This is a genomic window from Flavobacterium sp. PL12, assembly GCF_039123485.1.
Lineage (GTDB): Bacteria > Bacteroidota > Bacteroidia > Flavobacteriales > Flavobacteriaceae > Flavobacterium > Flavobacterium weaverense.
On sequence record NZ_JBANDI010000019.1, the window covers coordinates 12653 to 35336 of the forward strand.

Sequence of the window (22684 nt, forward strand, 5' to 3'; positions counted from 1 at the left end):
ACAAAGTACTACTATTTCTAAGCGACCACTTATACTGTAATTTACAAGAGCGTAATAATTAATATATTGACATCTATTTTAGACTTCAAATTTTTAAGTAGAATCCTTAAAAAATCTTATTTTACATCCATTTACTTAAAAACTCAATTAATTCCTCTCGTAGCTCTCTAAATAATTTTTCAAATATGGTAACGCTCTCTCTATGCTTTTTATGATCTAAAAATTTATCATTTTGGATCGAATTGTGGTTTTTGCGTAGCGCATCTTCTAAAAATGCTTCATGGCTGTTTATATCATGCTTTATAAAATCAATTTCTTCTTTCTGAATACTTATTTGATTATAAAAATAATCTATTATTGTGCGAACTTCAATAGAGGTATTTTTCTCCGCAATCTCCGAGATTCTATTTTCCATTATAAATAGTTCATCTTTATAAAATAAAAGCTTGTTCAACCAAGTTTTATGCTCTTCGTGTAGCTCATAAATTGTTTTCGTTGTTTCCATGATGCTATTTTTTTATAATTAAAAGTGTACTGAATGGAGCTATAATTTTGCCGATTTTAAAATAGATTAGAAGTCTACCATGAATATTAAAATTGCATTTTTTTTATACTTAACTCTTGGAATTGCGTGTCATACTATTAGTCAAAGCTAAAGATTTAAAAGTGCTTAACTTCTTAGTAGTTTTATAAAATGGTTAAATTAAAATCTACACTAAATTAATAATATTTTAGTACAAACGTCTTATATTCAGTAAATTAAAAATTTTTATTTTCTCGTCGAAAATAATAGTAACCATTATTTTTAAGATATTGTAAACGTAAATCGTTCTACGTTTATCGGAAATGAAGAGATTCAGATATCTTTTAATCAAAAATTTGCTAGAGTAAAACTTGATTCAAAAAGTCATATTGATTTTAGTATTTTTAATAAATTTAAAAATTTAGCTATACTATCTTTTTAGCTGATGAATGTTCGTTTTAAAAGAAAAGTTCTTTAGTTATGATGTAGATTCCCATGACTAATACAAACCATCCGAATGCAGGTTTAAGTTTATTACCGTCAATTTTTTTACTAAGTGCTGTTCCAATAAAAATTCCGACAATCGCAAAAGCTGAAATCGTAAATAGGAATTGCCAGTTGATTGCGCTCTCACTACTTTCTCCAAAAAAACCTATTAGTGATTTGGCCGCTATAATTGCAAGTGATGTTCCTATCGCTTCTTTCATTGGTAATTTACTTAAAATCACCAATGCAGGGATTATTAAAAAACCACCTCCAGCACCTACGAGACCAGTAACAACACCAACAATAGCACCTTCGATTAAGATAATTGGATAATTGAACTTTTGTATTTCAGGTTCTATCTCTAACTTTATTTTATCTTTTTTAATCATGCTGTAAGAAGCAAAAATCATTATCAATGCAAAAAATAGCATTAAAAAAAGATCTTTTGTAAAAGTAAAATTTCCCGAAGAAAAAATGATGTCGGGAATTGCAGGTACGAGTAGGGCGCGTGTAAGAAAAACAGAAATAATTGAAGGAATACCAAAGACGATCGCTGTTTTTATATTAACTAATCCCTTTTTAAAATAATTTGCACTTCCTACAGCGCTTGTAAGTCCTACGATAAATAACGAGTAAGCTGTAGCTACAACTGGTTCTATCGCAAAAAGATAGACCAAAACTGGTAAGGTTAATATGCTTCCGCCACCTCCAATTAAACCTAATGCTACGCCAATAAGTATTGACGCGAAATAACCAACATATTCCATAAATTTAATTTTAGTTTTTAATTAGTACTCCTCATAGTATAAGTAAAACTAGTGCCAAAGGTAATTTTTTTACTTAATTGGCTTTGAAATTTAAATACTATTTATTCTCTTCATTGATGTATACTACCGTTTTTAACAGCTTCACTTTTTGAAAAAGAGCAAACTATTATTAACTATTAATTACTTTTTTTATAACTCCACACCGATAAGCCATTCATAGCAAAAGCATATAAAGAAATAATAATAAATTGCGGAATAATATCTACAAAACTAGAGCCTTTGAGCATTACCATTCGCATTACTTCTACAAAATAACGGATTGGATTTATCAATGTAATCTTCTGTGCCCACTTAGGCATACTTTCGATTGGAGTAAATAGACCGCTCATCAGAATAAAAATTACCATAAAAAACCAGGCAATAAACATAGCTTGTTGTTGGGTGTCAGTATGATTTGATATAAAAAGCCCGATTCCTAAAACTAACAGTAAATAAACCGATGTGAAAAGATAAATGAGTGTGATGCTACCTAACATTGGAACGTTAAAAACCATTTTCGAAATAAGTAACCCAACGGTCAATACTATTAAACCTAATATCCAAAAAGGAAAGAGTTTGCCAATGATGAATTGATGCTTTTTTATTGGTGTAACATTTATTTGTTCTAAGGTTCCTAATTCTTTTTCTTTAACAATATTCATAGATGACAAAAACAAAGTCAGCATCGTTACTAATAAAACTAATATTCCTGGCACCATAAAAGTTTTATAATTGAGCGTATTGTTATACCAAAAAGAGGGAATAACAAGTATGTTTTCGGGAACTTCCTTATTGCTAGAAAAGTAATTAGATTTAGTAAAAATATTTCTACTGAAAGCATTTACAATTTGTGAAACATATACATTTTCAATACCGGCAGTTGCAGCATCAATGGCATTGATCGTCACTGAAATACTGGCACGTTGTTCTTTTATTAGAGCGCGACTAAAGTGAATGGGTACATTTACAATTATATCTGTGTTTCCTTTTTGCATTTCTTCAACTGCCTCTTTTTCAGAAAAAAGTGGTGCTGTAAGGTTAAAATAGGAGGAAGCCTTGAACGAATTTATTAAAGCTCTTGATTCCGTACTTTGATCATTATCCACAAAAGTAATGTTGATATTTTTCACATCAAAAGTCGCTGCATTTGACAATATTAATAATTGTAAAATGGGCAAAATAAATATTAATTTAAGCATGTTTTTATCTCTAAAAATTTGCTTGAATTCTTTTTGTACAATAAATAGTATTGTTCTCATTTTAATAATAATAAGTATAAATAGGGGACCAATTATTCTAATCTAATTTTATATTTTTTAATACTCAAAGCAATAAAAAAGAGCGTCATTCCAATTAACACAAGAGTTTCTTTCCAGATATATTGTATCCCTACACCTTTAAGCATAATCGCTTTTACGATTATAATAAACCATTTCGCCGGAATAATATTGCTAATTACTTGCATGGGCACTGGCATACTATTTATAGGAAAAATAAAGCCAGAAAGTATTATTACGGGTAACATTAGTCCCATTAGAGATAACATCATTGCGGTCTGTTGCGAGTCTGAGATGGTAGAGATTAATATCCCTAATGACAAGGCTGATATGATGAAGAGAATACTTTCGAATAGTAGTAGAAATAGGCTTCCGTTAATTGGCATTTTAAAAACGAAATATCCTAAAAGCAAAATTACAACTGCGTTAATTATCGATAAGAAAACGTATGGAAATACTTTTCCAATGATAACTTGAAAGGGTTTCAAAGGTGAAACCAAAAGGATTTCCATTGTGCCAAGTTCTTTCTCGCGGGTAATGGAGATCGATGTCATCATTGCAGAAACTAACATTAGTATCACAGTCATAACGCCTGGAACAAAATTGAAAACACTTTTTAATTCTGGGTTGTAGAACATTCGTGATTGCACTTCTACGGAGGCAGGACTGCCACTTAAACTATTTTTTTGGGATTGATAATTTTGAACTATAGCCGCAGTATAATTTGCTATTGTATTCGCGACATTTGGTTCAGTGGCATCTGTTACAGCTTGAATGGTTGCTGATTTTTTAGTTACTAAATTTTGACTAAAATTAGGTTCAAAAATTAGGACTGCTTTAACCTTACCTTTTTTAAATTCTGATTCAATCTCCTTTTCGCTATCAAGTTGATTTTCGATGCTAAAATAAGGCGATGACTTTAATTTATTTATTATTTTCTGTGTTTCGAAGTCTTTTGAATGATCTAAAACTGCAATATCGACGTTGTTAATTTCATTAGTAATTGCAAAACCAAAAAGTAATATTTGAGCTATAGGCATACCAAATAGAATAAACAGCGATCGTTTATCTCTAAAAATATGGTAAAATTCTTTTTTTATAAAACCTATAAATCGTTTCATTTTATGAAGTTTTTAATCGCAAACTTGACGAGCATAAAGCATAGATTGAGAAGTTTTTTAATTTAAAAACAGATTCTAAAGATTATTACCTGTTTTTTAGTGCTGCTAATCCGCAAATTTTATTTTTTAAATCTTAATTATCAGCTGTTCGACTTTTGATATACTGCTATTCTATATTTCTAGCTAATTTTAAAAACACATCGTTCATTGTTTCTACATTAAACTGCTTCTTTAAATTCTTTGGTGTGTCTAATGCTTCAATTTTTCCTGCTACCATTATCGAAACTCTATCACAATATTCGGCTTCATCCATATAATGTGTTGTTACAAAAATCGTAGTTCCTTTATAAGCTTGAGTGTAAATCATTTCCCAAAATTGTCTTCTTGTTATAGGATCAACCCCTCCTGTAGGCTCATCTAAAAAAACTATTTTAGGTTCGTGCAGCAATGCAACAGAAAAAGATAGTTTTTGTTTCCAACCCAAAGGCATGGAGCCGACCAAGTTATTTATGATGGCTTCTATTTGTAATTCCTTGACAAGTGCTGCAGTTTTAATTTTAATTTCTGCTCGAGATAGTCCATAGATTCCTCCAAAAAAAACAATATTTTCTTTAACGGTTAAATCATCATACAATGAAAATTTTTGACTCATGTAGCCAATATTTTTTTTAACCATTTCAGCATTAGTCAAAACATCAAATCCTGCAACTTGAGCTTCTCCTGCAGTGGGAATTGAAATTCCAATCAGCATTTTCATTGCTGTTGTTTTCCCGGCGCCATTCGCTCCTAAAAAGCCAAATATTTCACCTTTGTAAACATCAAAAGAGATAGCATCGACTGCGGCAAAGTCACCAAATTTTTTAGTCAAATTTTGAACAGAGATAATTTTCTCTTTTGCGTCATCGATAACGCGAGAACTAAATTCTGATTGCGGTTTTATTTCTTGATTATTCATACTCAGTAAATAACAATTTTATGAAATTTTGATTTACAATTACAAATCCATAAATACATCTTCGATCGTAATATTCGCCTTTTTAATCTCTATTTCGGTATGATTTTTATCTTCCAGATATTTCCTGAGATTAGTACTGTCAAAATCACTATTCTTATCTATATAATGAATGTATTCTCCAAAAGCGTAAACACTATAATGACTAGCATAATTTTTTAAATCATGTATTAATGAATGCGTATTTCTTGTGGAAACATCATAAATAATTTTTTCGTAATTTTTTATAATATTCTCAGGCGAATCTATTTTTAAAATTTTTCCATTTTGAATCAAGGCAATTCGATCACAAAGCGACGCCTCATCCATATAAGGCGTTGATACTAAAATAGTAATTCCTTTTTGCTGTAATCTCTTTAACATCTCCCAAAATTCCTTTCTAGAAATAGGATCCACTCCAGTTGTAGGTTCGTCGAGGAACAATACTCTTGGAGCATGAATTAATGCACAGCATAAAGCTAATTTTTGCTTCATTCCACCTGACAATGCTCCAGCTCTTCGATTTTTAAATGGTTCTATTTGAACGTAAATATCTTTTATCAAGTCGTAATTTGCGTCGATAGTTGTTCCAAAAATAGTAGCGAAAAAAGTTAGATTTTCTTCAACTGTCAAATCTTGATATAGAGAAAATTTGCCAGGCATGTAGCCTACAGAATTTCTAATTGATTTAAAGTCCTTTGCAACATCAAAACCAGAGACGGAGGCATTTCCTTCATTTGCAATTAAGAGCGTGGTTAATATGCGGAAAATAGTTGTTTTTCCTGCTCCGTCAGGACCTATTAAACCAAATAATTCTCCTTCTTCCACGTTGAAAGAAACAGCATCAAGTGCTTTAACAGCTTTGTATGATTTTGATATGTTATGAACTATAATACTCATTACTTTATCAATAGAAAATTGCTGTTTTCATACGCATCCACCCAGTGCTTAATATTTGGTTCAATTTTTACGTAATCACCTGATTTTAATGACAATTTTCTGCCGCTTTCATCTCCGTAGTTACCGCTCCCTGATACACAAACTAAAAGTGCTGGAACTTTAGTTATATGTTCTGCTAATTGCTTTCCTTTTTCTATTTGTAGAGACATCACTTTATTTTCTGATGGAGCAAATAGAAGCGCAGTTTGTACGTCTTTCTGTTCCGTATGCAAATCTTTTAAATTCATTGTTCTTACAGGCTCTACAGGAACTGATTTACAACTGAATAATGCGAAGATTGATAGTAGTACGATTGTTTTTTTCATGATATTAAATTTTATTATTTGTCTTTTTTATTTGATCCACATTTCAGCTGGCATTCCTATTTTTAGGCTTCCATCATTTTTTACTTTCACCTTGACGGCGTAAACTAAATTTATTCTTTCTTCTTTAGTTTGTATAATCTTAGGCGTAAATTCTGCTTGTGAAGCAATCCAAGAAATAGTTCCCTTAAAAGATTTCATTTCATTTACTGCATCAATTTTTATTGCTACTTCTTGCCCTATCTTTATTTGCGGTAGCTGAGTTTCGCTAACAAATATGCGCAAAGTCATGTCTGAAATGTTGGCAATTTTATATAATGGTTTTCCAAAAGCGGTTACTTCGCCAGATTCAGCGTATTTGGACAATATGGTGCCTTGAATTGGATTTACTATTTTACTCTTTTGAATTTGGTCGTTTATTTTCTCAATTTGGACATCGATAGATTTTAAATCGCTAATTATTGGCGCATTTTGAGTGCCAACAGCATTTACCTGAGCCTCAATTACAGTTACTTTTCCATCTATCTCATCAACTTGACGCTTCGTTGCAGCGTTCTCATCATACATGCCTCTTATTCTCTCTTTCTCTAATTTTACAGTTTTAAGTTGTTGTAGCAGAACACTTTTTTGAGATAACACATTTGCTGATTTTGATGAGACTGTATTTTTGGAAGCAAGTAATTGCTGCTTTGTTAAATAAAGTTGGATGGTATCAATTAAACCAACTTGTTTTTTTGGTTCTACGAGATCGCCTTCTTGGATGTCAAGAAACTCTATTTTCCCATTCGCTTCCGCAGAAACTGTAACTTCTGTGGCTTCAAAATTGCCGTAACCATCCGCTTTTTCACTATTTTTGCTACAGGAAAATAATCCTATTGCGAGTGCTATTATTAAACTGATATTTTTCATTTATAAATATGTATTTGCTACTTTCTTAATTTCCTTTAATGAGTTCAAAGTTTGATTTGGCTGCAGCCAATTGTACTTCATGTGTTTTCAGAAAACTTTTTGCCTCGAATAAATTAGTTAATTCCGTAAGGTATTCTGATGTGGTAATTACTCCATTTTTCATCTGAGCATTTGCTGATTTGACTATTTTTTCTCGAACTTCAATTACTTCCTCATCCGTTTTAAGTAATTCAATAGTTTTATTAATTTCTGATTGCATTTCTTGTAATTGCATTTTTGTATTTAATTCGAATGTTTCTCTCTCTGACAGGACAATTTCTTTAGCGATTTGAATAACTTTTTGATCCGTTTTGTTTTTTCCCCAATCAAAAACATTCCAATTTGCTTTTAATCCTACTACATAAAAAGGTTGAAACGTATTATTCAATATGTTTAAACCTGGATTTCCATAACCTGCTTGACCGAATGCGTTTATTCTTGGCAGAACTGATTTCGCTATTGAATTTTTCGAAAATTCTAATTGTTCACTTTGTAATTCGAAAAATGTAAGCTCCGGTCTGATGGTACTGCTGGTCGAAGCAGAAACTTGTGGTTGTACAAATTTTGTTTGTGAATCTATCTGTGAAAACGTTAGCTCAGAAAGATTTTGAACTATCTTTTCATTTTCAAACTTTATTTCCGTTAATTGCTGTTTGATCTTTAACGATTCCGCTTCTAAGATTAATTCAGACGCGGGGAGAATAGCACCAAATTTCACTCCTGATTTTACTTCTTTAACTTTCGATAATAGCAATTCATTTTTCGAAATTAATAACGACTTTTTTTCTTGAAGTAGTAAAACAGCAAAGTAATATTGATTGATTCGGCTTTTCAATTGATATAGCGTGATCTCAATTTGTTGCTGTTGTGTTTTAATTTGTGACTCTTTTAGTTTTGAATTTGCATCAATGATTCCACCATTATAAATTAATTGATTGATATCTAATGTGGCTCTGTACTGATCTTTATTTATCGGAGTTAAATTAGGCATCGACAAAGGAAAACCTATAACATCAGATTGATATGTGGCTTGCGCATTAAGGTCAATTTTTGGAAGTTTTCCTTTGCTGATACTTTCTGTTTCAAATTTTGATTTTTGATCTAATAGAGTTGTTTGCTTTGCAGTAGGATAATTTTTTGCCGCCATTAAATAGCAATCCTGCAAAGTCAAGATGTTTTGTGAGCTCGAAAGCAGTGGTAGCAGAAATAGAAATACTATTATTAACTTCTTTTTCATCTTCTAAATTTTTATCGCGTCAATTATAAATGTTGCCACTTCAGTTTTGCGTTTCTGAACTATTCTATCATATTCTTTTTTATCTGTATTAGTCAAAGCCATTAATAACGGTTTACCTATAAAAGGAAAAACATTCATTGAAATTATATTAATAAATAATTGTTCCGCTTCTATAGGTTTAATAACTCCATTTTTAATTGCGTCGTTTACCTGAGTTTTAAAAGTATCAATGGTGGGAAAGTTTTTTTGCTCCCGTAATTTTAAAACGAATTCTGGATTTTTATTTAATTCTTGAATAACAAAATTGGGTAAGTAGGGATGCTTAATAACAAACGAAATATAACTATTAGTAAAGTTCCTTATTTTTTCGAATAAATCACTTTCATCATTAAGCACGCTATTAAGCTGAGGAGCGAGTAGGGAAAATGCATTTTTAAATACGGCTTCAAAAAGGAGTTGTTTACTTCGATAGTAATAGTGTAGGAGGGCTTTATTAATTTTGGCTTTATCTGCAATTTCTTGCATTCTAGCACCATCCATTCCTTTTTGCTGAAATATTTCTTTAGCAGCATTAAGTATTTCTATTTCCGTATTTTCTGATTTCTCCTTAGTCATCTGATTTAATTATATGGTTTAACCATTCGGTTAACAAATGTATACAAAAAAAACCATCAAATGACGGTTTCTTACTTTTTTATAGTTGTTTCGAAAATAAAACTTTAACAAAGTTTCTCTGAAACATGGTTTGTAAAGTAAAATTGGGTCCTTGTAAATCCTTTAAAATCTTACTTACTATTCTTTAGAGCAGTTAGCAATTCGGCAAGGTCAACAACTCCGTAAGTCGAGGAATAATCAGATACTGCGTAAGGTAAGATAAGGTTATTGTTGTGAATAATTGATCCACAAGAGTAAACAACATTGGGAACATATCCTTCGCGCTCATCTTCAAGAGGAGATAATAAAGGCTCTTTAAGACGCCCAATTTCAATTGAAGGATTATCCAAGTCAAATAGTGAGGCACCTATGCAATATCGTCTCATAGCACCGACACCGTGCGTGATAACTAGCCAACCTTCAGTAGTCCATAGTGGTGAACCACAGTTTCCAATTTGCGTAAATTCCCAGCAGTATTTGGGCTCTTGAAGTAATACAGGATTATTCCATTGTGTTGGTCTATCCGAATACATTAAATAATTATTTACACCATCAATTCGGGAGAGCATTGCGTATTTCCCTTTAATTTTTCGAGGAAATAATGCTAAATTTTTGTTTTTAGCTCCTGTTCCGTAGAGCGGCATTACTCTAAAAGAGTAAAAGTCTTCAGTAGAAATCAGTTTAGGTAAAATTACATGGCCATTGTATGCCGTGTAAGTTGCCATTACTTTTACTGTGTTGTCATCATCTGTAAAACGAACGAAACGTGCATCCTCTATACCGCGACTTTCTGAATCTGATACTGGAAAAATAACGCGTTCTGTTAAATCAGAATCGTGCTTGAATTGGATATCATAAAAAGAATCTGATAACCAAATTATTTCTTCTAACGCAGTCTTTCTATTATGACCAATTAATGGATCTCTAAGTGCGTTATTTAATAATTCATGTAGAACTGAGTACTCAAATTCCTCAGGTAAATTTTGCATAATATCGTGTGAATATTTTTGAGGTATATTCATTTCAACTAGCTTATTGAGAAAACGCTCTTTGTTATATAGAGTTTTGTGTTGGATTTCAGCCTTATCAATATGATTTCCAATTTTCATTACGCGGAGATTGTTATTCTTGTCTAAAATTCCTCTTCTAAAAACGATGGAAGAAATATGCCCTTCACCCGTTGCCCTAAAAGAAATTATTACTCGCGTTTCACCTTCTTCTAAATCAGATTGGTCCAAATCCTCGACAATAGAAGGATTAAAAAATGCTGCCGATTCTATCGCATACTCCATAGTGCAATAGGAACCAATTAACATTTTACGTTCATCTGTCAATTCATTATAATTGATCTGCATTCCTTCGATAATACCTCTTATTCTTTCACAATGGGAGAAAAATATTTTAGAAATGTTTCGATGTCTTCTCGCAAATTCCCTTAACGTATGTTCTAGACTTACTGAGACTTGCTTTTCATCTAACATCATAATGCGACTCACTAAATTTTGCGTACGTTCATCACCATTCATAAAATATCTCGCAACTACTCTTTTAGCATCTGGATAAAAAACTGTATTTTTTCTTATTACGGGAACTCGCATAAAATGTATTTTAATTAATAATTTGTTTGGGGTTTATTACAATTTCGGGGATTGTTTTTCGCTTGAATGATGCGAACTTTTGTTTTATTAAATTTATTAGAAATAACTACTAAGAACTTTTCTATTGCAAATCACCTTGCAATTTTTTTAAGTTAATTGATGCCTTATGTATTACAACTTATGCTTAAGTCTATAAAAAATTATTAATTCATTCACACTTTTTTAAAGAGTTAGATAGCATTACTGAATTAGTATTAATTACTATTACTCTAAATCATTTACTATTTAATAGCAACTTATAAATGGAACTAACTCAAAGCTACAAAAAAATAGTATAAAATTATTCCAATGTTACAATTTTCATTCTTTTTAAGTTTTGTTTAAGACAAATATGTAAATAGTATAAGGATTTGAAATAATTGTATAACTAGCAATCAGTGAACTATTTATAGCTTTACAATACATTTAAAAACAATTTTTTTTAATTTATTTTTATTGATTTAGAAATAAAAATAAAAAAAGATTTGACTACATATTTATTGTTTTAAAATATGATAATAAAATTGATTCGATGTTTGATTAAACGAAGAACACGGGTGTCAGGTTGCTGAAGTAGCTGTAATGGCGCATGTCCTTTCCATCCGTTCGGGCATGTACAAAAAGCTTACGTCTCTATTAATTAAGGGGAATCAGTCACACAGCAATAAAACAAGCATCAATCAATTTTTACAATATCCAACTGATTTAGATAGTAATCTAATATTAGACGATATAAATAGAAGCACTGAATTAATATAATTTTCCAATACAGATGAAAACGCTCTCAAAAAATTCAAAAATAGTTTTTCTTTCTACTTTTCCTCCTACGCATTGTGGTATAGCCACTTTTACGGAGGATACTATTAATGCAATTAATAAAATTTATGGGAAAAGTATAATTAGTGAAGTTTGCGAAATAACTTTTTCTGGTGAGGCAAGCGCTTCATCTACATATCATTTGCCTTCTAAAGAAAAAGAAGCTTATGTAAAAGTTGCTTCTCAAATAAATAGTGATCCTGATGTTAAATTAGTGCACATTCAGCATGAGTTTGGTTTGTTTGGTGGTCAGTACGGAGATTATATTTTAGATTTTTTGAAGGAGTTAAAAAAACCAGTAGCATACACTTTTCATACTGTGCTTCCTAATCCTAATCCTGATTTAAAGGCAGTTGTGCAATTGCTTTGCAGTTATTCGAAAGCGATTTTTGTAATGACTAATAAATCAAAAAGCATACTAATAGAAGATTACAATATCGCAGAGAATGATATTTCATTAGTCCCTCATGGAACACACTTGGTAGACTATGAAACTACTGAAAAAGCTAAGAAAAAATTTGATTTTGAAGATAGAATCGTTCTTTCAACTTTTGGATTACTTGGTGAAGGAAAAAGTATCGAAACTGGTTTGAGAGCGCTTCCAAAAATTGTAGAAAAATTTCCAAATGTTCTCTATTTAATTTTAGGAAAAACGCATCCCAATACTATTGTCAATAACGTAGACGTTTATAGAAATTCTCTCGATGCAATAGTAGCAGAATTAAATTTAGAAAACAATGTTCGATTTGTGAATGAATATCTCGAGGTGAATCAGCTTTTAGATTATTTAAAAGCTACTGATGTGTATTTATTTACATCTAAGGATCCAAATCAGGCGGTTAGCGGAACATTCTCTTACGCAATGAGTTGTTCTTGCCCAATTGTTGCTAGTAAAATTCCTCATACAATGGAAAGTTTGACTTCTGATGTTGGTATTTTAGCTGATATTCAAAATGTCGAACAATTTGCAGATGCAACTTTGAAATTATTAAGTGATTCAAGTTTAAGAGATGCAATGTCCATAAATGCTTATGCAAAAACTACTAAGACTTCTTGGGAGAACACTGCTATTAAACATATCAACGTGTATCAAAAAATTGCAGAAGGACTTAGCGACATAAAAATTTCATATCCAAAAATAAAAATGGATCATCAGAAAACGATGACTACCGAAATGGGTATGATTCAATTTTCAAAGATATCAGAACCTGATTTAGATTCAGGCTATACTTTAGATGATAACGCAAGAGCATTAATAACTATCTGCAAACATTATCAGTTGAGTGGAGATCGCTCTGATATTCCTTACATGAATACTTACCTTAATTTTATTAGTAGGTGTCAGTTGGAAAATGGAACATTTATAAATTATGTAGATAAAAACAATACTGTTGAAGATCGTAACAGCAATGAAAACCTGGATGACTCCAATGGTCGGGCGATTTGGGCTTTGGGGTATTTTTTAAGATTAAGTGGAAAAACTATTCCATATGACATGACACACAAAGCAAATTCATCTTTAAACTTGGCTATGAACTGTGTTAGTGAGATGCATTCTCCTCGAGCGATTGGTTTTGCGATAAAAGGTTTTTATCATGCTTATAATGTTGTACCGACAGAGAATTTAAAAAATAAAATTATATTTCTTTCGCACAAGTTACAAGCAATGTATGAACATACAAGTTCTGCAAACTGGAATTGGTTTGAAGATAAATTAACGTATGCTAATAGTATTCTTCCAGAAGCTTTGTTATTGTCTTTTCTTATTACGGGAGAAGAACGTACAAAAGAGATAGCAGTAGAATCCATGGATTTTTTAATTTCGAAAATGTTCATAGATGGCCGATTCAAAATTATTAGTAATAATGGTTGGCATGAAAAAGGAGCTATTCCTCATAATTACGGTGAGCAGCCGATAGAAGCAAGTTATATGATGCATGCTTTAGATATATTTTATAGAGCATTAGGCAAATCAGAGTATAAAAAATATTTAAAAAAAGCGTTTAACTGGTTTTTAGGAGATAATCATTTAAATCATATTATGTACAATCCTATTACCGGAGGTTGCTATGATGGCCTAGAGAAAGAGAATGTAAATTTAAATCAAGGTGCAGAATCAACACTTTGTTATCTATCAGCTAGATTGCTTATTGAGACGTATACCTCTAGAGCGAAAGGGAATAAGTTATTCAAGGTAAAAACGGACGAGCATTATCATTTCTCCTTATCAAATTTAAAAGAGAGTAATACTAATGACTGTAAGGAAAACATTCTTCCAGTTCAACTTAATAAAAACTATAAAACGAAATCGGCGAGGAGCTTAATTGTGATTAAATAATTATCGAAGATTTTCAAATTCGAAAATTTTTGATGAACAAGAAATAGTCTAATTGATTGACAAAATTTTATTAAAACCCATTAAAAACTAATTAGATAGTTTTTGATGGGTTTTTTATTGGAACAATAAGTCTTACTTACTTTTATAATTATAGTAGAGATGGTTGCTGTAGTTGATGAAATATTTCTTACCGATAATAATTAAACTCTTCAAATATTTAAGTGCGATTAAAGAGTTTTCTATTCTCGCATTAAATCATAAATGTCGATAGGTACGATAAAATATTTAAAAAGTAAAGCCCTTACAAATCATTGCAAGGGCTTTACTACTGATGAATTAAAATTTTACTCTAACTCATTATAAAACTAGAATTGTTGAAATTTATTCTTCATTTATTTTACGAGGGAAAAACTCCTGACGATTATAAAATGAACTATCTGTCTGATTTGCTACATCATTTCCTATTTCATTTTGCGTATTTGGTAAAACCATTAATTCATAAGAGCGATTTATTTCAGTTCCTTTTTTGAATCTTTTAGTTTTTGCAAACATAGAATAACTGATTCCATTGCAATGAACTTTTGACAAACTCTCATCAAGCGTTACAACACCAATTGGAATAATTAAATGGTTTTCACCATCTGCATTTAAAAACTCGTGTATGCCTTCACTTGTAGGTTTGCTATACGTTTCGTGACCTTCTTCAATGACAGCGCTATCGACTTCGACATCTAAGTAAACAACGCGTTCCGCTTGCTTACTAACTAGTAGACTATCTACTTTTCCAATAAATCTTCCATCTGAATCTACTACTTGCCAATCACGTACATCAGCATAATTATCAGCTACTTTATAATCAGATAATTCGTGCAAATAATATAAATCTTTATTTTCGTTTTTCATAATATTAATTTTTAGTAATTATATTAATTCATTTTCTTTAATAATTCTGCTGACGTTCTAAAAAACGATTTTACAGCATCTTTTTGATCTAATGTTAAAGTCGCTGGGTCAATAGATTCAGCAGCAGTTTTAACAGCATTTCCTTCAGCAGTTAAATTTGAGAATTTTTCTTTCTGCATATTATGCATTGACGAGCTTAAGATATCGGCGGCACTTCTAATTTTATTAGCGTGATCTTTAGACATTGGATCTTTGGTAATTTCTTCAGCAATCTGCTTTGCCTTCATAATATTATCTGAAACGTCAAAATTTGTTTCACTCGCCTTAGCTTCAACTGCATTTGTAAGTTTCATTAATGCATCATTGGTATATTCATGATCTAAACCCATATCAGCCTCTGTATCTTCAATAAACATTAAGTATGCATTAACTGCGCTATTACTTTCTGATACTTGAGTGTTTTCTCTTGTTGTTTCCGTTTCCATAGGTTCTACTACTTCTTGATTTCTAAAAAATAGGAACCAGATTGCAGCTATAATACCAAGTGCCAATAATATCCATGGGAAAATCGACTTTTTCTTTTCAATTTTAATTTCTGTCATAATAAATAATTTAAAGGTTAATTGTTAAGATTTAAATAAATTAGATTAATTGAGTTCGTTTATTAGACGACATTCATTTATTTTTTTACAGTTTATAAGTAAACCATATCAATAATGTAAATGTAGGAATTGATGTTAAAGTGATGGTTACATCATTTTTGATGATTGTTACATCATTTTAAGTATGCTTTGAAGTTGCTACTTTTTTAAAAACTATCACTCCTTGTAAGATGTTTTGATTTAAATGGATTCAAAATAGCATTCGTTTTTCATTTAATTTACGAAGGAAAGGTGAAGTATGTGGTTGCGAAGCAATTCCATTCGAATTAAAAATGAAAAGGTTTCTTTGTGGCCAACTCAAAGAACGGTTAAACTAAATAGGATACTTAAGAGGGATTAAAAAAAATTTCAATTCTGTGAGATTTCCAGTTTGATAAATAAAAGGAATTTAATGACTTGTGCAGAAATCAAAGGAAAATTTACTAATTCTAATATAAAAATAAAGGGATGATTCTAAAATCATCCCTTTTTTGTGGAGTGAATGGGACTACAATCGAACATTTAATACCTGTTTTGACGTTTTTTGAGAGTCTTGATTATAGAACTTAAACAGTTGACTTCAGGGTTATTAATTTAGTAAAAGTCTTTATTCTTCGGTTATTTAATCTGTTTTTTGAAAAAAGACGTACACTGATTAGAACATTGTTAAATAGGGAAAATGTAATGATTTTTTTGATTTAAATTTTGTTATTATCATTGGGTTTCGGTCTCAATATAATATTCTTGGTCTAACCCTTTCTTTTCTATATTAATGATTTCCAATAAGTTTAAAATTTTTACTTCCTGAATGGTATTTATTTTGAAATTTAGTTTTTGATTATTAAACCGTTCTCTATTTCCATTTTTTCTTAAAGCAATTTTAATATTTTCAGGAACGAAAAACGTCGCCTTTTGTGATAAAAGCTTTTTGTATTCATTCAAATAAATCCCAATGCCGGCAATATCAAAATCTCCAAAATGTAAATAGTTGTTTGGAATAGATTGCAACCATTTTATTAAATCTTTGTTTTGATTTTGTGGATAACGTGATACGAATAGCGGATTTAAATCTTTAAATAAGTGTTTTTGATCTTGAATCTGACTGAAATTTTTAGCATTTTCGACTCCTATAATTGTAATCACTTCGGGTATTTTAAAAGTTTCATAATCATAAATAAAGACAAAACTACCCAATGTTGGATGGATGGTTACTTCTTGATTATTTAGTTCGGCAATAATTGGATTGTAACAGTTTACCAAAAAACCTTTAAATGCTCTTTCTTTTGATTTTTTAGAATCACTGGTAATTTTTACAGATTCGGCACGACTAGAATTCTTATTTTCTAGAAGTAAAATGTAACGCTCCAAATCATTGATTCGTAATTGATTTTCTAAATAGATGCGTAAATTATTTTCGTTTAATAACTGTAACTGTTTTTTATGTTTTCCTTTTCTTAAAATAATATTCTCACTTACTAAATCGTCGATTAACTTGCTTTTGGCAGCGCTGTCGGCAATCGTTTCTCCATTGATTAGTTGTACTATTATTTTTGCTATTTTTAAAGTTAATTCCATTAATTAAGAATTTTTGCATCTACTTTTACCAAACGATTTATTTTTGTAATGTATTTTTTCGCTTCTGTTTTCGATTGCTCTTTCGCCAGTTTATAAGTGTATTTATAATCAGTTGCATTTTGACTTGTTGGCGAACCATTGATTAATAAAATGTTTCTTTCATTGGCAAAACGCAGAATACCTTTTACATTATTGGGGTGAAGTCGTCCTATTTCGTCCATCATGCAATGCAATTTAAAGTCTTTGAATTGTTTGGAAGCACTTTCTTTAAAAACATTCAGGAGTAAAATATTAATCATTGCCTTTACTAAAACGTCGGTTCCTTCACTTCCTACGTTGGATAATTTTTCTACCCAACCCGAATCATTGTCGTTTTCTACAATTCTAAATTGCAAATCAAAAGATTCTGACAAAGTAAGCGAAGTGTTTTTAGATTTCCCCAGTTCATTAACTAATTGTTTTAATAATTCTACCGCTTTTTGATTTTTCGAATTGGTATCAGAACCGGTAAACAAATTGGATTCTCCTAATAGTTGACTATTTTCGTCATTAAATTCTTTAATTTGAATGAGTAATTTTACTATTGGATTGGAACTTTTTTGCGTTCTCATTTCCATTTCTTTAATGGCTTGGACAAAATTTTTGTTTACAAAATCGTCATTTATTTTTCTTATAATTTTTTCAATCTCGGCTTCTTTGGAGTTGAGTTCAGTAGTTTCTCTACCAATTAAACGTATAATGTTAGCAAAGCGTTCATTGACTCTTTTTTCAAATTCATTTATTTTATCGGCTTCAATAAATTCTTTTAAACCAGATGCAAAATCTAAAAAGTCAGCATCCTCATTTAATTTTACTTTAAAACTAAAAATATTATGTTCAGCAAAGTTTCCATTAAACGTGTTTATAGCCTGCTGTAATTCTTTGAAGGTTTCTATCCCTTTATAGTGCTTGTCATTTATTTCAGATATAATTGAAATAGCGGTTTTACTGTCTTTGCTTTCATTAATTGGATCAGAGAAATAAAGTAGAATACTTGTGTATGTTTCCGATTTCTTAAATTCTAGAAACTTATTTTCATCTTCTTGAAATTCAGTAATTTTTGATTGAATTTTTTCAACAATTTCTTTTTGATTACGATGTTTTTCGTCTAGTTTATTTGTTTCCATTTTATGTTCGGATTCAAACGTATTTTGCTTTTTTTCTAAACTTATTTTATTGGCTTTCAATTCCGGAATTGTATCAAAAAGTTCTCTTTTATCTTTCTCGTATTCAAAAACGACACGTTCATTATTGGTAATAAAATCAAGAGATTTCACTAATTCCGTTAATCTAATAGCTATTTCATCAAGTCTTTTTGTATCGGCGCCTTTGTCCTGTAGTTCAGACGTTTGTTGTTTTTTGAGTTCCAAAATGCGATTTTCTGACTCTTTTTTGTTTATCGAAATAGCATTTGCTATTTCATTAATTTTTAAGTTCTTTATCGTGTTTAAATTTGTTGTTTCGGTATCTCTTTCTTTTTCTTTTAAAGTGATTTTTCGATCAATTCCTTTTTTGATGAGTTCTATTTGTTCTTGTGTCTTAATTTTCAGAGACGCTGTTTTGTCTAACTCCTGATCCAAGTTTTGTAAAATCGTTTGTTTTTCGGTTTTAGATTTCTCAATCCACTCATTCAATTCAATTTTATTTTTCGAGAGCTTTTCTTCCGATTGCATTTTAATGTATTCGTTTTCTGAAGTAGTTTCTTTAATCTCTTTTAATTGTTTTAGAAATTTAGCTTTTGTTTTTAGTAAATTTGACTCTTTATTGGCATTAATTTGATCAATTGTTTTATGAATTTCTGCAACTTTTATTTGATGTTCCTCAATTTCAAAATTGTATTCCCTTACTGTTTTTATTCTGCTTTTTAAAGCATTTAAATTTAGTTCTATGCCGAAAAACGTATTGGCTTTGCTATCAATTAATTTTGGGTTTAAGTCCGAATTAAAAAGCACAGTGTCTTCGTCAATTACTTTTCCTATTGTATTTTCCCAATTTGGCATTGTATCATTTAACCAACCATAAAGTGAAGATTTGCTTTGCTTAATCTTGTTTTCAATGACCTCAATTTTTGCAGTAATCTTTTCACTTTTGTCTTTTTCCTTTTCAATGGAAATAGTAGTGCTGTTTTCGATTTGATTTGTTTCTAAATCCCATTCTTTTCGAATGTTATCTGTTTTGTTTTTTGAATCCAAAAGGATTGACTCCGAAAGTAATATTCGATTTTCTAATACTTTTTTTTCGTCTTTGTGCTTCTCAATATCATCTACAAAAAAGGTTTGATGCTTTAGTTCTGCTTTTTTGTTTTTAAGGCGATTTTCTTCGTTTTGGATAGTATTTAATTCGTTATTAACCTTTTCTTTTTCGTCTTTATTGTTAACCCTAATTTGAGAAATTAACGATTGATACCTATTGATTAATGCTGTTTTAGCATCACTAAAGTCACTTTGGATTTTATTGGTTTCGGAGTTTTGAGTATTTGTATATTCCTGATTTTGGTTTTGAATCTGCGCGATCAAAGCATCATATTTCTGACTGATGAGCCCAAAGGAAGAGGTTAGGATGTTTTTTTCTTCACCCAATTTCTTTTGTTCATTGTTCAAAGTGTTTTTTTGAGCTACTTTTTGAATTAAATCAGAAATGTTTTGATTGCTATATTCTGTTTGTTTATCACTTGCTTTCGCTAATTCTTTCTTGATATAATCAATCTCTGAAATTATTTTTTGCTCTCTTTTTAAATGAAGATCTTGTAAGTTTTCTTTCTTCTTATAAATTAAATGGAGCGAACTGTTTTCACTTGTAAAACTTGATACTACTATTGGTTTTTGACTTTCAATAAAAGCCATTCTAGACTGTAGATTTAAAGCCAATTCCTTTTTTTCTCTATTTAAATAATTGAAAACGCTGTATTTGTTGATAATGCGGTCTGCTTGATGACGAACAATAATTTGACCTTTTTTGTTTTTATCAAACCATCTTTTAATATCATTAATTTGAGTTTCAAAATCGCGCAAATGACTTTTCGAATAATTTTCAATATCTATAATAAATTCCTCTTCATTCAAAGAGTTTATAATGGTGTCTTTAATGAATTTTGCCTCTAAATTGGAGTTAAGCAATACATTTTGGATTGTTCTAGGGATGTTTTGATATTGTTTACTTTCGATTAAAGCATATTTTCGGAAATCGGGATTTAATCCTTTATTGTCTCCATAAATGATTCTACGAAAATCTTCATAACTTGTAATCAATGAAGTATAATGGATTTGTTTCCCAAAAGAGTTTCTTATTTTATCCCAATTTTCAAATGCTTTGTTGTCTGTATCAACAAAATTTTCTCTTTTGTATTTGGAATTGAAAAATCGAAAAGCAACCTTGCCGTTTACTTTGTAGGCTAAAACACAAAACGGAACATTATCTTTAACAACTTCATAAATAATATAAGAGTTTTGATATTCAAAATAATAATCATCAAAACCTTTTTTCTCTCTTGGAATACCCAATTTCGTTTTATTAGCATTGTAAAAAAACAAAATGGCGCGAAGCAAAGTACTTTTGCCAACACCTTGTGTACCGATTAAATGCGTGTTTCCATCTAATTCAATTTCCTTATATAGAATTGAGGCACTATTTATAAAAACTATTTTATTCAGGTATCTCATTTTCTATTGCTTCAGGGATATTAATAGTAGTAATGATGTCTTTTAGGTAATTGAAAGAAGTTAAAACTTTGTAGGTTTCAGACAGTTCATTTTCAAGTGTAATGAAATTTTCTTTTTCCAATCTTTCGATTATTTTTTTAACTCTATCCGTATAGTTTTTTTGATCACCACTTATTTTTTTAAGACTTTCTAATTTTGTTTTTAAGTCGGCATTGTTTTTTAATTGATTCACAATATCTGCTGGTGAAAACCGAAAGCCAACATCAAACGAAGAATCGAAAGTTTTAAAAAAATCTAGAATATCAATCCAATTAAAAGCTTTTTCTAATTTCCTCTCTAAATCAACATTGTTTTCAACACGGCTAAAATAAAAATATTCGTTTCCTTGCTCTAGAATGTAATTGATTTGATAAAAATACTCGTATAAATCTTCAAAGGTGTCTTGATCATCAAGGATTTTATATAATGTTTGAATGTTTTCATTTGGGCTGTTTGAACAGATAAACTGCCCTCGGCGAAGCACGTCAAATATTTCGGAAGTATATTTTGTAATCATAAATATTATTTTGAATATACGATGGCGTATTCTATGCCATTTGTTTTTTTGAAATCATCTTCTATTACTAATTCTTCTTCGTATTGAGAAATAATTTGACAAAATAGGGTTACTCGTTCCTCAAAATCAACTTCTTTAAGAAAGTCATAAAGGAGTATAAAGTTGAATAGATTATCGCTGGTTGCAACAAATTTATTTCTAATTTCTTCCAAATTGATCATTATTTCATTTTCAATAGTACTTTCAAGGTATTCATCCGATATTCTATCGGCTAATATTGGTTTGTACTGCTTTCTATTTTTATGATTTTTCGCAACTTTTTTAATTGCTTCAAAAGCTTTTTCGCTTTCTCGAAGAAAATCTAAGGATAAATTTAGGGGTTCAGTTATTCTGGTTTCAAAAATAACTTGATTTTTGGAGGCTATTATTTGTTTAATGTCCGTTTCGGCTTCAATTGTAAAATGATCTTTTAAATGTTTTAATTTGCGGAGTTTTTCTAAAAACAGTCCTTGATGTTTTATTTGATTGAGGTAATCAATAATTTGTTTTTCTATTTCAATCAAGTTATGAGAACACTCTCCCAATTGGTGTTTTAACTCAATAATAATTCTATTTAACTCCTCATCTAAAGCTCTGTTAAAAAAGGTGATTTCATCTTCATTAATCAGTTTTAAGGTATGATTTATGAGGTTCTCAATAACTTTTCTTTTCGTGTCTAGATTTTCTAACTTTAGCTGTTTGTTTTTATAATTAGCTTCGTTCTTAAACGTGTTCTCGATATTTCTTCTCAAATCCACTACACTTCGAAGAGTAACAGTTCCCATTTTACGGAACGTTTTTTTTATAAATCGTAGGTAAATGTATTTTTTGTTTTCGTTATTTTCGTTTAAAAAATAATCAATATTTTCCCTAATATTTCTGATGTTTTCATCAATATAGGACAAGTTGACTTCTTCATTAACATCTAGAATCTGTTCAAAAAATTCTAAAAATTGGTCGTCAAGTTCTAATAATCCACCATTTTCTCTCAAAACGGATCTTTGTATCAAATAGTCAATACGATTTTCGTCATAATCGACCAGCGCTACTGCATCACTGTATTTGTAATCAATAGATTTTCTTTTGCTAAACATTTCAGAAATCAATTTCTCTTCTCTTTTCAGAGCAGAAATCAATTCTTTTATGTCATTGAATGTATCCATCTATTTGTTCGTT

General features: G+C 30.3%; 18 protein-coding genes. 1 reads left to right on the top strand and 17 read right to left on the bottom strand.

Features of this window, described 5'->3' with window-relative positions; all coding sequences use genetic code 11:
• Positions 1–121 precede the first annotated feature (121 nt).
• The 11 genes from RCH19_RS09910 to RCH19_RS09960 all read right to left on the bottom strand — a co-directional run bounded on the left by RCH19_RS09910 (position 122) and on the right by RCH19_RS09960 (position 10903).
• Positions 122–505, bottom strand: coding sequence for a hypothetical protein (locus RCH19_RS09910; RefSeq protein ID WP_343023082.1), 384 nt, complete (start codon positions 503–505; stop codon positions 122–124).
• Positions 506–981: 476 nt separating this feature from the next.
• A complete protein-coding gene (locus tag RCH19_RS09915) occupies positions 982–1776 on the bottom strand; it encodes a sulfite exporter TauE/SafE family protein (protein WP_343023083.1) in 795 nt (264 codons plus the stop codon).
• 176 nt (positions 1777–1952) lie between these two features.
• Positions 1953–3074 carry an ABC transporter permease gene (locus RCH19_RS09920; protein WP_343023084.1) on the bottom strand — a complete coding sequence of 374 codons (1122 nt, stop codon included), beginning with the start codon at positions 3072–3074 and terminating at the stop codon, positions 1953–1955.
• Between the two features lie 32 nt (positions 3075–3106).
• Entirely contained in the window at positions 3107–4213 is a 1107-nt protein-coding gene (locus RCH19_RS09925; RefSeq protein ID WP_343023085.1) for an ABC transporter permease, read from the bottom strand.
• Between the two features lie 166 nt (positions 4214–4379).
• Entirely contained in the window at positions 4380–5168 is a 789-nt protein-coding gene (locus RCH19_RS09930) for an ABC transporter ATP-binding protein (protein ID WP_343023086.1), read from the bottom strand.
• A gap of 39 nt (positions 5169–5207) precedes the next feature.
• On the bottom strand, positions 5208–6104 hold the full coding sequence (locus RCH19_RS09935; RefSeq protein ID WP_343023087.1) for an ABC transporter ATP-binding protein: 897 nt from the start codon (positions 6102–6104) through the stop codon (positions 5208–5210).
• Complete coding sequence (locus RCH19_RS09940; RefSeq protein ID WP_343023088.1) at positions 6104–6469, bottom strand: hypothetical protein; 366 nt, start codon at positions 6467–6469, stop codon at positions 6104–6106. The genes RCH19_RS09935 and RCH19_RS09940 overlap by 1 nt, the downstream gene beginning before the upstream one ends.
• 27 nt (positions 6470–6496) lie before the next feature.
• Positions 6497–7375: an HlyD family efflux transporter periplasmic adaptor subunit gene (locus RCH19_RS09945; RefSeq protein ID WP_343023089.1), complete on the bottom strand. Its 879-nt coding sequence runs from the start codon at positions 7373–7375 to the stop codon at positions 6497–6499.
• A gap of 25 nt (positions 7376–7400) precedes the next feature.
• Entirely contained in the window at positions 7401–8651 is a 1251-nt protein-coding gene (locus RCH19_RS09950; protein WP_343023090.1) for a TolC family protein, read from the bottom strand.
• Positions 8652–8654: 3 nt separating this feature from the next.
• Entirely contained in the window at positions 8655–9266 is a 612-nt protein-coding gene (locus tag RCH19_RS09955) for a TetR/AcrR family transcriptional regulator (protein ID WP_343023091.1), read from the bottom strand.
• 170 nt (positions 9267–9436) lie between these two features.
• Positions 9437–10903, bottom strand: coding sequence for a glycoside hydrolase family 130 protein (locus RCH19_RS09960; RefSeq protein ID WP_343023092.1), 1467 nt, complete (start codon positions 10901–10903; stop codon positions 9437–9439).
• A gap of 811 nt (positions 10904–11714) precedes the next feature.
• On the opposite strand from RCH19_RS09960, the gene RCH19_RS09965 reads away from it, so the two are divergent.
• On the top strand, positions 11715–14096 hold the full coding sequence (locus RCH19_RS09965) for a glycosyltransferase (RefSeq protein WP_343023093.1): 2382 nt from the start codon (positions 11715–11717) through the stop codon (positions 14094–14096).
• A gap of 381 nt (positions 14097–14477) precedes the next feature.
• On the opposite strand, the gene RCH19_RS09970 is transcribed toward RCH19_RS09965, so the two are convergent.
• From RCH19_RS09970 to RCH19_RS09995, 6 genes are all read right to left on the bottom strand, one after another.
• Positions 14478–14999, bottom strand: coding sequence for a PRC-barrel domain-containing protein (locus RCH19_RS09970; protein ID WP_343023094.1), 522 nt, complete (start codon positions 14997–14999; stop codon positions 14478–14480).
• 23 nt (positions 15000–15022) lie between these two features.
• Positions 15023–15601 (bottom strand): hypothetical protein, encoded by a 579-nt coding sequence (locus RCH19_RS09975; RefSeq protein WP_343023095.1) that lies wholly within the window; start codon positions 15599–15601, stop codon positions 15023–15025.
• A 753-nt stretch (positions 15602–16354) separates the two neighbouring features.
• The gene (locus RCH19_RS09980; RefSeq protein WP_343023096.1) at positions 16355–17215 is read right to left on the bottom strand and encodes a hypothetical protein; all 861 of its coding nucleotides are present in this window, start codon (positions 17213–17215) and stop codon (positions 16355–16357) included.
• Entirely contained in the window at positions 17215–20913 is a 3699-nt protein-coding gene (locus RCH19_RS09985) for an ATP-binding protein (protein WP_343023097.1), read from the bottom strand. Before RCH19_RS09985 ends, RCH19_RS09980 begins: the two co-directional genes overlap by 1 nt.
• The gene (locus RCH19_RS09990; protein ID WP_343023098.1) at positions 20897–21469 is read right to left on the bottom strand and encodes a hypothetical protein; all 573 of its coding nucleotides are present in this window, start codon (positions 21467–21469) and stop codon (positions 20897–20899) included. The genes RCH19_RS09985 and RCH19_RS09990 overlap by 17 nt, the downstream gene beginning before the upstream one ends.
• Positions 21470–21474: 5 nt before the next feature.
• Complete coding sequence (locus RCH19_RS09995; protein ID WP_343023099.1) at positions 21475–22671, bottom strand: hypothetical protein; 1197 nt, start codon at positions 22669–22671, stop codon at positions 21475–21477.
• Positions 22672–22684: the final 13 nt, after the last annotated feature.

Bases quoted from the DNA above. Each gene is read 5' to 3' on its own strand.
- RCH19_RS09910 (WP_343023082.1), bottom strand. From the start codon at position 505: ATGGAAACAACGAAAACAATTTATGAGCTACACGAAGAGCATAAAACT.
- RCH19_RS09915 (WP_343023083.1), bottom strand. From the start codon at position 1,776: ATGGAATATGTTGGTTATTTCGCGTCAATACTTATTGGCGTAGCATTA.
- RCH19_RS09920 (WP_343023084.1), bottom strand. From the start codon at position 3,074: ATGAGAACAATACTATTTATTGTACAAAAAGAATTCAAGCAAATTTTT.
- RCH19_RS09925 (WP_343023085.1), bottom strand. From the start codon at position 4,213: ATGAAACGATTTATAGGTTTTATAAAAAAAGAATTTTACCATATTTTT.
- RCH19_RS09930 (WP_343023086.1), bottom strand. From the start codon at position 5,168: ATGAATAATCAAGAAATAAAACCGCAATCAGAATTTAGTTCTCGCGTT.
- RCH19_RS09935 (WP_343023087.1), bottom strand. From the start codon at position 6,104: ATGAGTATTATAGTTCATAACATATCAAAATCATACAAAGCTGTTAAA.
- RCH19_RS09940 (WP_343023088.1), bottom strand. From the start codon at position 6,469: ATGAAAAAAACAATCGTACTACTATCAATCTTCGCATTATTCAGTTGT.
- RCH19_RS09945 (WP_343023089.1), bottom strand. From the start codon at position 7,375: ATGAAAAATATCAGTTTAATAATAGCACTCGCAATAGGATTATTTTCC.
- RCH19_RS09950 (WP_343023090.1), bottom strand. From the start codon at position 8,651: ATGAAAAAGAAGTTAATAATAGTATTTCTATTTCTGCTACCACTGCTT.
- RCH19_RS09955 (WP_343023091.1), bottom strand. From the start codon at position 9,266: ATGACTAAGGAGAAATCAGAAAATACGGAAATAGAAATACTTAATGCT.
- RCH19_RS09960 (WP_343023092.1), bottom strand. From the start codon at position 10,903: ATGCGAGTTCCCGTAATAAGAAAAAATACAGTTTTTTATCCAGATGCT.
- RCH19_RS09965 (WP_343023093.1), top strand. From the start codon at position 11,715: ATGAAAACGCTCTCAAAAAATTCAAAAATAGTTTTTCTTTCTACTTTT.
- RCH19_RS09970 (WP_343023094.1), bottom strand. From the start codon at position 14,999: ATGAAAAACGAAAATAAAGATTTATATTATTTGCACGAATTATCTGAT.
- RCH19_RS09975 (WP_343023095.1), bottom strand. From the start codon at position 15,601: ATGACAGAAATTAAAATTGAAAAGAAAAAGTCGATTTTCCCATGGATA.
- RCH19_RS09980 (WP_343023096.1), bottom strand. From the start codon at position 17,215: ATGGAATTAACTTTAAAAATAGCAAAAATAATAGTACAACTAATCAAT.
- RCH19_RS09985 (WP_343023097.1), bottom strand. From the start codon at position 20,913: ATGAGATACCTGAATAAAATAGTTTTTATAAATAGTGCCTCAATTCTA.
- RCH19_RS09990 (WP_343023098.1), bottom strand. From the start codon at position 21,469: ATGATTACAAAATATACTTCCGAAATATTTGACGTGCTTCGCCGAGGG.
- RCH19_RS09995 (WP_343023099.1), bottom strand. From the start codon at position 22,671: ATGGATACATTCAATGACATAAAAGAATTGATTTCTGCTCTGAAAAGA.